The organism is Parafrankia irregularis, from assembly GCF_001536285.1.
In the GTDB taxonomy this organism is placed as follows: domain Bacteria; phylum Actinomycetota; class Actinomycetes; order Frankiales; family Frankiaceae; genus Parafrankia; species Parafrankia irregularis.
In genome coordinates, this window is record NZ_FAOZ01000020.1 from 1 (window position 1) to 15,410 (window position 15,410).

Consider the following 15,410-nt stretch of genomic DNA (forward strand, 5'->3'; position numbering starts at 1 on the left):
AAGAACTCCTACTACGGGGCGTTCTACCGGCGGATCGCCACCCGCCGGGGGAAGCAGCGGGCCCTGGTCGCTGTCATGCACAAGCTCACCGTCGCGATCTGGCATGTCCTGCACGACAGGACCGGACACAAGGACCTCGGCGCCGACTACCACACGAGGAAGAACCCGCAACGCGCGATGCGACGCATGATCCGCGAAGCGAACGCCCTCGGCCTCACCATCCGCTTCGACCCCGCCTGACCGGACCCAGCCCACCCAACCCGCCACAACCAGCCGATCAAGCCCCGACCCGCGGCTCACGTCAGTTTTTCGTGTCAGATTTGAGGATTTTGGCTGGTGCAGCGACCGAAATCCTCACTTCTTGCGGATCGCCGAGCGGCCCGATGACCCCCTTGTTCCCTTTGGGGTGAATTTCTCGCGCTGCGCGGCGGCGCTACGCTCGAGAAGGACCAGAATCCTCAACGTTTCGGGCCACGCTTCGGCCCGCCACGGCGGCCTGGTACGCGATCCGCACGTAGGCCTCGACGTCGAGGGTTTCGCCGCGGGCACCCGGGTCGACACCAGCAGCACGGATGATCTGTTCGGCCCGCTGCGCGGAGCCCGCCCACGACGCCAGCGCCGTGCGCAGCATCTTGCGGCGCTGAGCGAAAGCCGCGTCCACCAGCGCAAAGACCTCTGCCCGGGCGGAGGCGTCTCCCGCCGGGGCGGGACGTCGGGTGAAGGCCACCAGGCCCGAGTCGACGTTCGGCTGCGGCCAGAAGACCGGCCGGGGCACCGCACCGGCCGGGCGCGCGTGGGCGTACCAGGCGAGCTTCACGCTCGGCACCCCGTAGATCCGCCCACCCGGTGACGCGGTGAGCCGGTCCGCGACCTCCGCCTGCACCATGACCAGGCCCCGGCGGATCGTCGGGAACCGTTCGAGCAGGCCGAGCAGCAGCGGCACCGCGACGTTGTAGGGCAGGTTCGCCGCCAGCACCGTCGGTGCGGCGAGCTCCGCGGGCAGGTCCGCGGGCCGCACCCGCAGACCGTCGGCCTCGACGACGTGCAGCCGCTGTGCGAGCGCGGCCGGCAGCCGGGCCGCCGCCGTCTCGGGCAGGGCCGCGGCGAGCAGCGGGTCGACCTCGACCGCAACCACCGCGCCGGCCTGCGCGACCAGGCCGAGCGTGAGCGAGCCGAGCCCGGGCCCGACCTCCAGCGCCACGTCGTCCGGGCCGATCTCGGCCAGGCGGACAAGCCTGCGGACGGTGTTCGGGTCGACCAGGAAGTTCTGGCCGCGCTTCTTCGTCGGACGCAGGTCCAGTGACTGCGCGAGCTCCCGGATGTCGGCCGGCGAGAGCAGCGCCTCGATCTCTACCAGGGTCCGAAGGTCCGTTCCGCGTTGGCCGCGATCGCGGCGGCGAACTCGTCCACCGCCGTGCCGCGCGTCTGCGCGAGCAGCCGCAGGGTCAGCGGGACGAGGTACGGCCCGCCCGGCCGGCCCCGCCACGGGACCGGGGTGAGGTAGGGCGCGTCCGTCTCCACCAGCAGCAGATCCTGCGGGGCGACCGCGGCGGCCTCGCGCAACGCCTCGGCGTTCTTGAACGTGACGTTGCCCGCGAAGGACATCACATAGCCGGCGTCGGCGCAGACCTTGGCCATCTCCGCGTCGCCGGAGAAGGCGTGGAACACGACCCGCTCCGGCGCGCCTTCCTCCGCCAGGATGCGCAGTGTGTCCTCGTGCGCCTCGCGATCGTGGATCATCAGTGCCCGGCCGGTGTCCTTGGCGATCGCGATGTGCCGCCGGAAGCTCTCCTGCTGGGCCGCGTGCTGCTCCGGCGGGGTGCGGTAGTAGTCCAGGCCGGTCTCCCCGACCGCGACGACGCCGTCCGCGCGGGCAAGCGCGGTGAGTGCCTCGAACGTGGCCTCGTCGACTCCGGCCGCGGCCTCGTTCGGATGGATCGCGACGGCCGCGCGCACCTCGGGATGGGCGGCCGCGATCTCGGCCTGCCACCGGCTGGTCGGCAGGTCGATGCCGACGGTGACCATCCGGGTGATGCCGACCGCGAGTGCCGCGGCGATGGCCTCGTCGACCGACGCGTCCATCAGATCGAGATGGCAGTGCGCGTCGACCGCGGGCACGGCCAGCGGCTCAGGCGGCGGCGGAAGGTCGCCGACCCGGCCGGAGTTCCTCGCCACCAGGCCGCTCCTCACCGGTCGATTCACCCATCGAATCAGTCGTCGATGCCAGGGCGGACGTCACCACCCCCGGACCAGATCTTAGAGCCTTCTCCACCGTCGACTCGGACTCGCGGCATCCGGAGACCGTGGCCCGTGAGATCGAGAAGGCTATGCGGGCACCGCCGGCCCGGCGGTGCCCGCGGCCGTGCGATTCTGAAGGAGTGCTTGACCTCACGGGCTTTTTCCAATGACGACAACACTTCCCGTAGCGCTGGTCACGCCGCTGACCGGCCCTGACGCGGCCGGTGGCCTGGCAACGCTGCGGGGAATGACGCTCTGGGCACGTGACGAACGGCTACCACCGCCCTGGGATGAGATCGCCGTCACGGCCTACGACGCCTACCCTGACCCGGTCCGCGCGATGCGCTCGGCGGCGGCCGCCGAGCCGGCGGCGATCTTCGGCCCGGTCGGCTCCCGGGCAGCCGCGGCGGCGTTCGGCGCCACCGGCCGGCTCGTGTTCAACGCCGGCGCCGCGTCCACCCGCTTCGTCCGCCAGTCGTTCCCCCACGTGGTGAACGTCGCGGCACCGGCCTCAACCTGGCCACGCGGAGTGCTGGCGGCGATCCGCTCGGTCGACCGGCAGGCCCGCCGGGTCGCGCTGCTGGCCTCCGGCGAGATGGCCGTCGAGCTGACCTCGGTGTGCAAGGCCGCGGCACGCGCCCAGCGCTTCGAGGTCACCTCCAACGTCTTCCCCGCCGGGCGGGGCGCCACCGCCGCCCGGCCGCTGCCACCGGCGGACGTCCTCATCGTCCACGCGGGCGCCGAGGACGAGCTGGAGATCGCCAACGTCCTGCTGCGTCGCTCGTGGCGAGCCGCGGCGTTCTCCACCGCGGTGAGCGCCGAGGCGACCGCGACGCTGGGCGCGCTGCGGGAGGGCCTGCTGGCCCCGGCGAGCTGGGCCCCGGACGACATCGCCGAGGCCGGAACCGGGCCGACCGCGCGCCAGTTCTCCGCGGACTTCACCGCGCTGCATCACGCCGCTCCGACGGAGACCGCGGCCTGGGCGTACGTCGCCGGGCTCATTCTCGGCCGCTGCATCCGCCGCTGCGGCGGCGTCGGCGACACCGCGCTGCTCGCCGCCGCGCGCGGGCTGGACACGACGACCCTGCTGGGCCGTTTCCGGCTCGACGAGGCGACCGGGCTGCAGGTCGGTCACCAGGTGCCGATCGTCCAGTGGCAGTCCGGTGCGTCCTGGACGGTCTGGCCCCGGGACGCGGCCCGTGCGCCGTTCCATCATCCGCGCTGGAACGCACCACCCCCGGGTGGCCTCCCCGGCGGGCACGACACCCTGGGCGCACGGGGGGCGTCCGGCCCCGTGGGCGACACGGGCGGCGCGCCGGGGGCAGATGCGCCGGCCGGCGGGGTTCCTGAGCGGACACTTCCCCTGCCCACGCAGGGCACGCAGACCCGGCCGTTCGGCCTCGGCCGGCCGCGTCCCGGTCTGGGAACCGGTGGCTTCGGCACCACGCAGCGGCCGAGCTGAGAGAGGGGCCCGGATGTCGGTACCGCCCTCCCCGTCGGCACCGCCCGGCCCGCAGGTTCCACCCCAGGGCCAGGCCACCGAGGGCGCAGTTGCTCCCGGCCAGTCCGCCTCGGACCAGTCGGCCCCGGACCAGTCGGCCCCGGGCCGTTCCGCCCCGGGCCGTTCCGCTCCGGGCCGGGCTCGCGGGCGGCGTCGCGCCGCCACGATCGTCACGCTCGGGGTCGTCAGTCTGCTGTTCCTCGGCTCGACGGTCCGGCTGTTCGTCCTCCCCCGTCGCGACGATCCAGCCTCGGTCGATGCCATCGTCATGTTCGCCGGCAGCTCTGGCCGGTTCGAGTACGCGGTCAGCCTGGCCCGGGCCGGGTACGCGCCCACCCTCGCCGTCTCGGTGCCCACCGCGGAGGACCCCTGCCCGCCGCCGATCCCGAACGTCGAAGTCATCTGCTTCGCGCCGGATCCGCTCACCACCCAGGGCGAATCCCGCTGGACGGCCGACGCGGCCGCCCGGTACGGCTGGCGGTCGATCCTCGTGGTCACGTCGACGACCCAGGTGACCCGGGCACGGCTGCGGCTCGAGCGCTGCTATTCCGGGCAGATCCTCATGAGCCCGGTGTCGCCGCCCCACCTGATGTGGCCGTACATGATCGCCTACGAGTGGGCCGCGATGGTCAAGGCGCTGGTTCTGCAGCGCGACTGCTGACGCCGGAGCCGCCGGAGCCGCCGGCCCGCCGGCCCGCCCGCGCTGCGGGATGCCCTCAGCAGTCGCGCTGCCAGACGACGGCCTTGACGGTCGCCGCCACCTGGTAGGCGAAAAGGTACGGCCAGTCACGCAGCGGGGTCTCGACGACGTCCACGAGCACCTCGCCGTCGTAGCAGCGGCCGATGCGCAGCCGGGCCCGGCTGTCCTGGGAACGGTCGGTGACGAACAGGATCGAGTTCCAGCCGCGCTCCCGCGCCAGCCGGCCGGCTTCCTGAGCCTCACCCTGGGTCGTCCTGGGGTCGGGCCAGAAGCAGATGATCTCCAGCTCGCGCCCGATCCGAGCCGTGTCCGGGCACCGGTTGGTACCCGGCAGGGAGATGACGACAACCGGAGCGATTCCCGAGCGCGCGAGTTCGATCGTCCTGTCCAGGCGCTTCCCGGGGCCCCCGAGCATGAAGATCGCGTCCACCGGGCGGGGGTCGTCGATCTTCGGGAACACGATCATCCGCACCGTCGTCAGGACGAACAGGAGCGCGACACCGAGCACCCCGTAGCGAATCGCCAGCCGCCGCCGCGATCTTCGCTGCTGCTGTGCGTCCACGATCACCACCGTGACGTTAGACGCCGCCCAGGGCGCCCGAGCCACGGTGCGGAGTGCTCTCTTTCACGTCTGCCGACTGTTGCCACGCGCCGCCGCCGAACCCCCACGATCCGGGACGCCGCCAGCCGCGCCGCTGCCCGCGCCACCGTCGGCCCCGGCCACGCCGCTGCCCGCGCCGTCAGCGCCCGGCCGCGCCGTCAGCCGCGGAAGGCCGGGGACCACGCCTTGGCCACCAGGATGCGGGCCTTACCGGAGCCGTCGGCCGGCTCGACCCAGGTGTCGGTGATCGCGGCGTCGGCACCGTCGCGTGGAAGGCCATAGGCGATGGTCTCGTTGTCATACCAGGCGATCTGGTCGTCGACCGACCGGGTGTCGCTCAGGTGCGTCCGGCGCATCGTCCGCAGATCCAGCACGGTCGCGACCCATCGGACCGGCCCGTCACCGGCGACCCGTTCCTTGAAGGCCACCCGGGTGCCATCGGGCGACAGGGAGGGGCACTCCACGTTGGTGGTCAGGGTGTGCACCTCGCGGGCCCGCAACGACCCCCGCACCAGGTAGGTCGTCCCCTCCGTGGACAGCGTGGCATAGAACGTGTCGTCGTCCGCGGCGAAGGTCACTCCCCAGAAGTTCTGGTCCACCGGGTTGATGCGCCTGTCATCCCGGTAGATCGCGAACTGCTCGAGGTTGCCCAGCTCCTTGCGGTTCACCACGTCGTACAGCGTGGTGGCGGTGGAGAAGGCGGGGCCGGCGTACGAGTGACCGGTCTCGAACACGGTGACCGCGGCCAGCCGCGCGTCCGCCGACAGCCGGGCCCGGCTGGGCACGCCGGTCAGCCGGAAGGAGTGGAGCACGTGGAAGTCGGCGTCGAACAGGAAGGCCTGGTAGGTCGTGACGAAGCCCCGGTCCGAGCTCAGGCACAGGCCGATCTCACCGCGGACGTCGACGCGGTCGCAGGACAGCCGGGTCACGGCCGGCACCCCGCCAGGATCGTCCAGCGGAACCATCGACACCAGGCCGTAGGTACTGTCCCGCGCGGTGGACCGGAAGATCACACGGGGATCACCGCGCAGGTTGGACGGATCAAGCTCCGCGGCCGGGTTGCGCACCGCCTCCGCTCGGTCCGCCTTGAGATCGGCGTCCCGGCGCAGCACATGGACGATGTAGCCGGTGCCCACCAGCAGGCAGCCGATCAGGATGATCAGGAACGCCGCGACGGCCCCACGCGACCGCGACGACGGTGCGTCCGGCGCATCAGGCACGTCCGGTTCGTCCGGCTCGTCCGGCTCGTCCGACGGGTCGGCGCTGACCACCCCTGCGGCCTCCTTCTCACCCACGGCCTTCTCACCCACGGTGACCTCGCTCCTTCACCCGGTTCTGACTCTCGCAGGCCCGGCCGTGCGCCGGCCCCCACCCGCACCACGCAACGCCACAACGGCCAGCACGATCGCGATCAGGCCCGCCAGCACCGCCCAGCGAAAGGCCGTGTCCGGCCCACGCCACGTCCACAACGCACCAAAGGCGACGGAGCCTGCGAGCTGGGCGAGCGCGACCCCGGTCTGGACGAGCGCGAGCCCACCGGTGCGAAGCTCCGCGGGGATCAGCGCACTCGCCGCCGCGGCGAGGACACCGTCGGTCGCCGCGTAGTAGGCGCCCATCATGACCAGCACCGCGATCAGCCCGAGCATCCCCGGCTGGGCGAAACAGAGCACAAGGTAGACACCGCTGAGCGCGAGGTAGCCACCGACGAAGACCCTTCCCCGGCCCACAGCGTCGGCCAGCAGTCCCAGGGGAAGCGCCAGGACCAGGTAGACGCAGTAGACCCCGGCGGCCAGCAGCGGGAAGTAGGCCATGGCGAAATCGAGCCGCTGCTCCAGCCGAAGGTAGACGAACCCGTCGCCGATCGTGCACAGCGCCAGCCCGACTCCGACACAGGCCAGCCGCCGGTAGCCCGGGGCCCGCAGCAGCCCGAACGTCGCACCGGCCGACGGCGCCCGGCCGGCACCCCGTCCGGGCGCCGTCGGCCGGGCCGGGCGGGCGGACGGGCGGGCGGACGGCGGGCGGACGAGCAGGACGATCACGGCGACGCCGACCAGCCCGATGCACGCGCTGAGCACGAACACCAGGTCATAGGAACCCGGAGACACCGCGAGCAACGCGAACGCGACGAACGGCCCGAGCATCGCACCGACGGTGTCCATCGCGCGGTGCAGGCCGAAGGCGAACCCCAGTCTGGAAGCGGGGGCCGACAGCGACAGCATCGCGTCGCGGGGAGCGGTGCGCAGGCCCTTGCCGATCTGGTCCGCGGCCAACGCGCCGGACAGCGTCCCCGGGCTCACCCCGCCCGCCGCCAGGACGACCTTCGCGGCGGCCGACATCGCGTAGCCGGTCGCGGCGACATCGCGGTGCCGGTGGAACCGGTCGGAGACGAAACCGCTGACCAGCCGGCTGACCGCACTGGCTCCCTGGTAAAGGCCGTTGGCGAGGCCGTACTGAAACGGAGTGAAGCCCAGTCGCTCGACAAGGTAGAGCGGAAGAACGGCGGTGACCATCTCCGTGGACAGGTCGGTGAGAAGGCTGGTCAGCCCCAGGAGCACGACCGTCGGGCCGACTCCGCGCAGCCGGCCACGCCGCGCGGCGGCGGGTTCGCCATCCGTAGCCGGGTTGCGGATCGCAGGGGTGCCGCCGGGCTCCTCGTCGGCATCGGCGGCGACATCGTCGGCGTCCTTGCCTACCGGCGACGGCGAAACCGTGTACACAATGCTGCCCCCCTGCCCGGTGCACAGCTCGCTCCGACGAGCGCCCGGGCCACCCATTGCCACGCCGCCGGACACCCGCGCCAAGCCGGGCCGCCGCGCCACCATGGGGAGAAACGGATTGACCGGGTCAGGATTCCGTCCCCATCACGATCTTCGTGGACGAATGCTACAGTACCCCGGGATGGGGGGATGCCACATGGGGGGATGTGCAACGAGGCGCGGCGCCCTTCTGCGCCGCCGGCCGGTCGCGCATGGAAATGATTTTGCGCGGCACGGCGAGACCTGACGGGAGACCGTGGCCCACAACAGACCATTGGTCACCCTTTTTTAAATAGTTTCCATGCGAAACCGCATGTTTTCCACTCCCGTCCGTGAATGCTGTGGTGCCCACATGAGCGGTGAGCCTTTTTCGCCGTCGGCTTCGGACCTGCGCCGTGGCCGGCGGTTCACCCGTGAGACGGAAAAGGCTCAGTGACACCTGAATCCACGTGAAGGAGATTTTCTGTGCAACCGTTAGGGGTTGCCGTGATCGGCGCCGGCTACTGGGGCCCGAATCTGGTTCGCAACTTCGCGAGCTCGGGATCATGGCGTCTGCGCTGGGTCTGTGACTTCGACACCGATCGGGCCCGGGCGGTGGCCGGGCACCTCGGCGACGTGCGGGTGACCGCGGATCTCGGCGAGGTGCTGTCCGATCCGGAGGTCGCCGCGGTCGCCATCGCGACGCCGGCCGCCAGCCACACGGAGCTGACTCTCGCCGCCATTGACGCCGGGCGCCATGTCCTGGTCGAAAAGCCATTGGCGGCGACCGCCGCGGACGGCGCGAAACTCGTCGCGGCCGCGCAGGCCGCCGGGGTCGTGCTGATGTGCGACCACACGTACTGCTACACGCCGTCGGTCATGAGGATTCGGGAGCTCACCCACAGCGGCGAGATCGGCGACATCCAGTACATCGACTCGGTACGCATCAATCTCGGCCTCATTCAGCCGGACGTCGACGTGTTCTGGGATCTCGCACCGCACGACCTGTCCATCCTCGACTTCGTACTGCCGGCGGAATTCGCGCCGCTGTCCGTGACAGCCCTCGGCGCGGATCCCGTGAACGCCGGCCGCAGCTGCGTCGGGTATCTCACGATGCCTCTGCGGGGCGGCGGGATCGCGCACATCCACGTCAACTGGCTGAGCCCCACTAAGATCCGGAAAACCGTGGTCGGCGGCTCCCGCAAGATGATCGTGTGGGATGACCTGGAGCCGTCCCAGCGGCTCAGCATCTACGACAAGGGCGTCGAGATCAGCGAACGCCCGCTGGACGACCGGGCCCGCCGGCTCGTCTCCTACCGGGTCGGCGACATGGTGGCCCCCGCCCTCGCCGAGACGGAGGCACTGCGCGGTGTGGTCACCGAGTTCGCCGACGCGATCCGCGAGGGGCGCCCGGCGCGAACCGACGGCTCCTCGGGGCTCCGGGTCCTGAGAATGCTCGAAGCCGCCGCCGAAAGTGCCGCAAAGGGCGGCCAGGCGGTCCCGCTGCCAACCGAAGGGAAAGGTCTCCCCGCATGACCGAGATCGCCGGTCGTCGTGTTCTCATCACCGGCGGCGCCGGTCTCATCGGGTCACACATCACCGACCAGCTGATTCCGCACGAGCCCGCCGAGATTGTCCTCCTCGACAACTTCACCCGCGGCCGGCACGAGAACATCGCCGCTGCGCTGGAATCGGGCCTGGTCACCGTCATCGAAGGTGATGTGCGCGACGCCGACACCGTCGCCAAGGCCATGGCGGGGGTCGACCTCCTCTTTCACCAGGCCGCGATTCGCATCACCCAGTGCGCCCAGGAACCGCGGCTGGCCTACGACGTCCTCGCCACCGGAACCTTCAACGTCCTGGAGGCCGCGGTCGAGGCGGGTGTGAGCCGGGTGGTGGCTGCTTCCTCGGCCTCCATCTACGGGCTGGCCGAGCAGTTCCCCACCGCGGAGAACCACCACCCGTACGACAACCGCACCATCTACGGGGCGGCGAAGCTGTTCAACGAGTCCCTGCTGCGCAGCTTCAACGACATGTTCGGCCTCGACTACGTGGTCCTGCGCTATTTCAACGTCTACGGGCAGCGCATGGACGCCCACGGCGCCTACACCGAGGTCCTGATCCGCTGGATGGAGCGCATCGAGCGCGGTGAACGACCACTGATCTTCGGTGACGGCAGCCAGACGATGGACTTCGTCCACGCGGTCGACATCGCCCGGGCCAATATCGCCGCCGCCCGCTCCGACGTGTCGGACCAGGTGTACAACATCGCGAGCGGGCAGGAGACGAGCCTGCTGGAGCTCGCGCGTGCGCTCTGCGAGGCGATGGGCAGCGACCTCGAGCCCGAGTTCGGGCCGGAGCGCAAGACCAACCCGGTGCCCCGTCGCCTCGCCGACATCTCCCGGGCCCGGGACGACCTCGGCTTCGTCGCCTCCATCGGCCTGCAGGACGGCCTGCGTGAGCTGGTGAGCTGGTGGCGCGGGCTCGGCACCACCGCCAGCGGTACCACCACCAGCGGCAGCGCCGGCGACAGCACCGCCAACACCGCCACCGCGGGATCCGCCCGATGAGCCCGGATTCGGCGATACCGACCGCCGCCGCGCCAGCCAGACCAGCGGCGCCAGCCATGCTCCCGGTCATGCGGCCGTGGCTGGGTGAGGAGGAGGCCGAGGCCGCCGCCGCCGCGGTCCGTTCGGGCTGGGTGGCCCAGGGCCCGCGCGTCGCGGAGTTCGAGCGAGCGCTGGCCGCGCGTCTCGGCGCGGACGAGGCCGTCGTCGTCTCCAGCTGCACCACCGCCCTGCACCTGGCGATGGTGCTCACGGGTGCCGGGCCCGGCGACGACGTCGTCGTGCCGTCGCTGTCGTTCATCGCCACGGCCAATGTGGTCCGTTACGTGGGAGCCCGTCCGGTGTTCGCCGACGTGGATCCCATCACGCAGAACGTCACGGCGGCGACGGTCGAGGCGGCGCTGACCCCCGCGACCCGCGCGGTGATCGCTGTCGACCAGGGCGGCATGCCCCTGGACGTCGAACCGATCCGCGCCCTGTGCCTTCGCCGTGGTCTCGAGCTCGTGCAGGACTCGGCGTGCGCGATCGGCTCGACATACCTGGGCCGGCCCGTCGGCGGCGACGCCACACTTGCCGCGTACTCCTTCCACCCCCGCAAGCTGCTCACGACCGGGGAGGGTGGCGCGCTGGTCACCGACCGTCCCGAGTGGGCGGCACGGGCGCGGCGGCTGCGCGAGCACGGCATGACCGTGAGCGCCGCGGACCGGCACAGCAGCAGCCGCATCGTGATCGAGGACTACGCCGAGACCGGCTACAACTACCGGATGACCGACGTCCAGGCCGCGATCGGGCTCGTGCAGATGCGCCGCCTGGACGAGCTGATCGCACGGCGCCGGGAGCTGGCCGCCGACTACCAGCAGGCCCTCGCCGACGTGCCCGGCCTTCGGGTGTGCGCGGACCCGGCCTACGGCACGGCCAACTACCAGTCCTTCTGGGTCGAGCTGGCCGACGGCTTCCCCTGCACCCGCAACGGGCTGCTCGAGCATCTGCTGCGGGACGGAATCTCGGCCCGGCGGGGCATCATGGCCGCGCACCGGGAGCCGGCCTACGCCCAGCAGGGTGAGGTCGACCTTCCCGTGACGGAGCGGCTCACCGACCGGACGGTCATCCTGCCGCTCTTCCACGAGATGACCCAGGACGACGTGGCGAGGGTGGTGGCGTCCCTGCGCGCGGCGGCACACGGCTCCGCCGCGAGCCCGAGCAACGGCCAGGGCGATGACTGAAGCGACTGCGGCAGCCGTCCGGACGGCCATGACCGCCCGAACGGCCCGGACGGTTGGAAGGACGGCAGCCAGATGACCACGGTCGACAGAATTCCCTTCGTGGACCTCGCGGCCGCGCACCACGCGGTTGCGGACGAGGTCGCGGCGGGCTTCGCCCAGGTGCTCGCCACCACATCCTTCATCGGCGGCGCCCCGGTCACCGAGTTCGAGCGGGAGTTCGCCGCCTTCAGCGGTCGCCAGCACTGTGTCGGGGTCGGCAACGGCACCGACGCGATCGAGCTCGCGCTGCGCGCCCTCGGCGTCGGCACTCGCCCCGACGACGAGGTGATCCTGCCCGCGAACTCCTTCATCGCCACCGCTGAGGCGGTCTCGCGCGCCGGGGCCCGGCCGGTCCTGGTCGATGCCGACGAGACCTACCAGCTGGTGGACCCGGCCCGGGTCGCCGAGGCCATCACCGCCCGCACCCGCGCCGTGATTCCCGTCCACCTGTTCGGGCAGCTGGCCGCGCTGGAGCAGGTCCAGGAGGTCATCGGCGGGCGGGAGATCGCGATCGTCGAGGACGCGGCCCAGGCCCAGGGCGCCACCCGCGACGGCGCCGGCATCGGCTCCGCCGGGCCGGCCGCGACCAGCTTCTACCCGGGCAAGAACCTCGGTGCCTACGGGGACGCCGGCGCGGCCCTCACCGACGACGCCGACCTCGCCACGACCATGCGGGCGATCTCCTGCCACGGCAGCCTGACCAAGTACGAGCACACCCACCTTGGTTTCAACTCGCGCCTGGACACCCTGCAGGCCGTGGTCCTGCGGGCCAAGCTCCGCCGGCTCGCGGAGGCGAACGAGGCACGCCGCACCGCGGCGGCCCGCTACGACCTGCTGCTCTCGGACGCGGAGAAATCCCTCGGCATCGACCTCGGCCGGCCGCAGGTCGCGCCAGGAAACGTGCACGTCTGGCACCTGTACGTCATCCGGGTTCCGGAACGCGACCGCGTGCTGGGACGGCTGCAGGCCGCCGGGATCGGCGCCGGCGTCCACTACCCGCAGCCGATCCACCGCACCGTGCCCTTCGCCGACCATGCTCCCCGGCCGTGCCCGGTCACGGATCTGCTTGCGGGGCAGATCCTCTCCCTGCCGATCTATCCTGAGATCACTGACGCCCAGCAGCAGCGCGTCGTGGAAACCCTGATGAAGGCGTTGGTCGACAATGACAGCTGACGTGGCGGTTCACGGCGCGGTTGACGGTGTGGTTGGCAGCGCGGTTGACGGCGCGGCAACCACTGCCGGCGGGGTGCGGGCACCGTTCGTCCACCCGGCGGCGCTGTGCGAGAGCGACCAGGTCGGGCCCGGCACCCGGGTGTGGGCGTTCGCGCACGTCCTGCCGGGGGCGGTGATCGGCGCCGACTGCAACATCTGCGACCACGCGTTCGTCGAGTCCGAGGTGCGCCTCGGCGACCGGGTGACGGTCAAGAACAACGTGGCGCTGTTCAACGGCCTGACCGTCGAGAACGACGTGTTCCTCGGCCCGAACGCCGTCTTCACCAACGACTACAACCCGCGGGCCACCGTCAAGAAGACCAGCGACGACCTGCTCCCCACCGTCATCCGATCCGGGGCCACGATCGGGGCGAACGCCACCATCGTCTGCGGCGTCACCATCGGCGAGAACGCCTTCATCGGCGCTGGCACCGTGGTGATCCGGGACGTGCCTCCGGGTGCCATGGTCGTCGGCAACCCGGCCCGGCACATCGGCTGGATGTGTGCCTGCGGCGAGCGCCTGGGCGACGACCTGGCCTGCTCCTGCGGCACCCGCCACCGCATGGACTCCGCCAGCGGCGGCGTCGTCACGGATCATGCCTGATCCGTCCGACGAGAACAGCACGTCGGGTCCGCCGTCACCCCGCGGCCGTCGGCCTTCCGCGGAAGATCAGGAAAGAACAGTCACCCTCGCCTGGGATCCGGCCCAGCTCGACACCGCGGCGGGCCGGGAACCGGCGGAGGAGGACATCGAACGCACCGTCCTGGTGACCCGACCGGGACTCCCTCCCAACCGAGAGCCACCGCAGGAGGACATCGAACGCACCGTCCTGGTGACCCGACCGGGACTCCCTCCCAACCGAGAGCCACCGGAAGAGGACATCGAACGCACTGTCCTGGTGATCCGCCAGCCAGCGACGTCCGGGCCGAGCACCGGCCCGGACGCACTGCTGCAGGTGGGTCCCGGGGAACCCGCGGCGCATGGGCGCGGGAGGGACGCGTTGGTCCGGCAGGACGCCGAGCCAACGATGATGATCAATAATTTCGCTTCCCACCAGCGGTCGAGCACGGGCGCACTCGCCCTGCGGCCGGCGGATCTCGGCCCCGTCGTCAACCGGCGCCGGGCCGCCGAGACCCCGGACGCCGAGCTGAGCAGCAAGGTCCGCAAGGGCCTGGGCTGGAGCTTCCTCAACAACGTCATCTCCCGGGCCGGCGTGCTGATCATCGGGATCGCGCTGGCCCGGATGCTGGTACCCGAGCAGTTCGGCATCTTCACGATCGCACTGGCCTCGATGCAGCTGCTCATGAGCCTCAACGACGCCGGGATGACCACCGCCCTGATCCGCTGGGAAGGTGACATCCGCGAGGTCGAACGCACCGGCGTCACCTTGATCATGATTTTCAGCGCCGGCCTCTACTCGGTCTTCTTCGTGACCGCGCCCCTGATCGCCGAGCTGGCGAACATTCCCGACGCGTCCTGGGTTCTGCGCGCCCTCGCGCTGACGATTCTCATCGACGCCACCGCGGCGGTGCCGACCGCCCTGCTGACCCGTTCCTACGCGCAGGGCCGGCGCACCATCGCCGACACCGCGAACCTGCTCGCCTGGGCCGGGCTGTCCATCGGGCTCGTCGCGAGCGGGATGGGCGTCTGGGCGCTGGTGATCGGACGACTGAGCGGCAACCTGCTCGGCGCCGCCGTGATCTTCATACTCGCGCCGCGCCGGCCGGGCCCAGGGTTCCGCCGTGACATGGCCAGGCGGCTGGCGGCCGACGGCGTACCCCTGAGCGGCTCCGCCATCCTGACCGTCTGCATGCTGAACGTCGACACGATGATCGCCGCCCGCATACTGGGCCCGGTTCTGGTCAGCTTCTACGCGCAGGCCTTCAACCTCTCGAGCTGGCCGGTCAACATGTTCTCGTTCGCCGTCCGGCGGGTCAGCCTGGTCGGGTTCTCCCAGCTCGTCGCCGAGCCCTCCCGGCTGCGGTACGTCTACGCCCGGTCGCTGGCGTTGCTGGTCGCCGCCACCGTTCCGGTGTGCGTCCTGCTCGTCGTACTGGGAAAGGCGGCCATCGAGGCCGTCTACGGCGAGGAGTGGGTACCGGCGGCGGAGGCGCTGCGCCTGCTGGCGCTGCTGTCCATCATCCGGGTCGCCGTCGAGATCACCGACGACCTGCTGGTCGCCGTCGGCAAGGCCCGGACGATGGTGCGACTCCAGGTGATCTGGCTGGTCGCCCTGGTACCCGCGCTGTCCGTCGGTGCCCATCTGGACGGCGTGCGCGGGGTCGCCATCGGGCATCTCGGGGTCGCCGTGGTGATCGTGCTGCCGGTTTTCACCCTGGCGCTGCGCGGGCTCGGCTTTCGCCTGTCGAAGGTCGCCCGGCTCCTGGTCAGGCCGGTGCTCGGGGGTATCGCCTTCGCGGCCGTCGCCCAGCTCGGCCCGCTGGTGACGACCGTACCGGTGCTGCAGGTCCTGATCGGAGGGGCCGCGGGCACCCTGGTCTACCTGGCCATCGTCGCCCCGATGCGCGGGCTGATCCGGCAGGCCTCCGGCGGCTCCGCCGCGGGCGACTCCCACAGGTCCTGGTGAGCCGTC

13 protein-coding genes and 1 pseudogene are annotated in these 15,410 nt (G+C 71.4%); 9 read left to right on the forward strand and 5 right to left on the reverse strand.

What is annotated here, in order from left to right; all coding sequences use genetic code 11:
• Window positions 1-240: pseudogene (locus AWX74_RS40180) on the forward strand (IS110 family transposase); the annotation flags it as partial.
• Window positions 241-433: 193 nt separating this feature from the next.
• Here the strand turns inward: AWX74_RS40180 and rsmA are convergent.
• Window positions 434-1,357, reverse strand: a complete 924-nt coding sequence (gene rsmA / locus AWX74_RS24980) for a 16S rRNA (adenine(1518)-N(6)/adenine(1519)-N(6))-dimethyltransferase RsmA (protein ID WP_397313114.1) — start codon at window positions 1,355-1,357, stop codon at window positions 434-436.
• A complete protein-coding gene (locus AWX74_RS24985; protein ID WP_091281710.1) occupies window positions 1,351-2,175 on the reverse strand; it encodes a TatD family hydrolase in 825 nt (274 codons plus the stop codon). The genes rsmA and AWX74_RS24985 overlap by 7 nt, the downstream gene beginning before the upstream one ends.
• Window positions 2,176-2,404: 229 nt before the next feature.
• On the opposite strand from AWX74_RS24985, the gene AWX74_RS24990 reads away from it, so the two are divergent.
• Window positions 2,405-3,700 (forward strand): ABC transporter substrate-binding protein, encoded by a 1,296-nt coding sequence (locus AWX74_RS24990; protein ID WP_091281712.1) that lies wholly within the window; start codon window positions 2,405-2,407, stop codon window positions 3,698-3,700.
• Window positions 3,701-3,713: 13 nt separating this feature from the next.
• A complete protein-coding gene (locus AWX74_RS24995; protein WP_091281716.1) occupies window positions 3,714-4,400 on the forward strand; it encodes a YdcF family protein in 687 nt (228 codons plus the stop codon).
• Between the two features lie 55 nt (window positions 4,401-4,455).
• Here the strand turns inward: AWX74_RS24995 and AWX74_RS25000 are convergent, their stop codons facing one another.
• The 3 genes from AWX74_RS25000 to AWX74_RS25010 all read right to left on the reverse strand — a co-directional run bounded on the left by AWX74_RS25000 (window position 4,456) and on the right by AWX74_RS25010 (window position 7,757).
• Complete coding sequence (locus tag AWX74_RS25000; RefSeq protein WP_242666405.1) at window positions 4,456-5,001, reverse strand: YdcF family protein; 546 nt, start codon at window positions 4,999-5,001, stop codon at window positions 4,456-4,458.
• A 197-nt stretch (window positions 5,002-5,198) separates the two neighbouring features.
• The gene (locus tag AWX74_RS25005) at window positions 5,199-6,350 is read right to left on the reverse strand and encodes a TolB-like translocation protein (protein WP_091281720.1); all 1,152 of its coding nucleotides are present in this window, start codon (window positions 6,348-6,350) and stop codon (window positions 5,199-5,201) included.
• Window positions 6,351-6,365: 15 nt separating this feature from the next.
• A complete protein-coding gene (locus tag AWX74_RS25010; RefSeq protein ID WP_207550412.1) occupies window positions 6,366-7,757 on the reverse strand; it encodes an MFS transporter in 1,392 nt (463 codons plus the stop codon).
• A gap of 504 nt (window positions 7,758-8,261) precedes the next feature.
• On the opposite strand from AWX74_RS25010, the gene AWX74_RS25015 reads away from it, so the two are divergent.
• The 6 genes from AWX74_RS25015 (at window position 8,262) to AWX74_RS25040 (ending at window position 15,404) form a co-directional block, all read left to right on the forward strand.
• A complete protein-coding gene (locus AWX74_RS25015) occupies window positions 8,262-9,311 on the forward strand; it encodes a Gfo/Idh/MocA family protein (protein ID WP_091281724.1) in 1,050 nt (349 codons plus the stop codon).
• Entirely contained in the window at window positions 9,308-10,345 is a 1,038-nt protein-coding gene (locus AWX74_RS25020) for an NAD-dependent epimerase/dehydratase family protein (RefSeq protein ID WP_091281727.1), read from the forward strand. The genes AWX74_RS25015 and AWX74_RS25020 overlap by 4 nt, the downstream gene beginning before the upstream one ends.
• A complete protein-coding gene (locus tag AWX74_RS25025) occupies window positions 10,342-11,565 on the forward strand; it encodes a DegT/DnrJ/EryC1/StrS family aminotransferase (protein ID WP_091281730.1) in 1,224 nt (407 codons plus the stop codon). The genes AWX74_RS25020 and AWX74_RS25025 overlap by 4 nt, the downstream gene beginning before the upstream one ends.
• A 72-nt stretch (window positions 11,566-11,637) precedes the next feature.
• Window positions 11,638-12,777, forward strand: coding sequence for a DegT/DnrJ/EryC1/StrS family aminotransferase (locus AWX74_RS25030; RefSeq protein WP_091281733.1), 1,140 nt, complete (start codon window positions 11,638-11,640; stop codon window positions 12,775-12,777).
• Entirely contained in the window at window positions 12,767-13,420 is a 654-nt protein-coding gene (locus tag AWX74_RS42135) for an acyltransferase (RefSeq protein WP_091281737.1), read from the forward strand. The genes AWX74_RS25030 and AWX74_RS42135 overlap by 11 nt, the downstream gene beginning before the upstream one ends.
• Window positions 13,413-15,404, forward strand: coding sequence for a lipopolysaccharide biosynthesis protein (locus AWX74_RS25040; protein ID WP_091281740.1), 1,992 nt, complete (start codon window positions 13,413-13,415; stop codon window positions 15,402-15,404). Before AWX74_RS42135 ends, AWX74_RS25040 begins: the two co-directional genes overlap by 8 nt.
• Window positions 15,405-15,410: the final 6 nt, after the last annotated feature.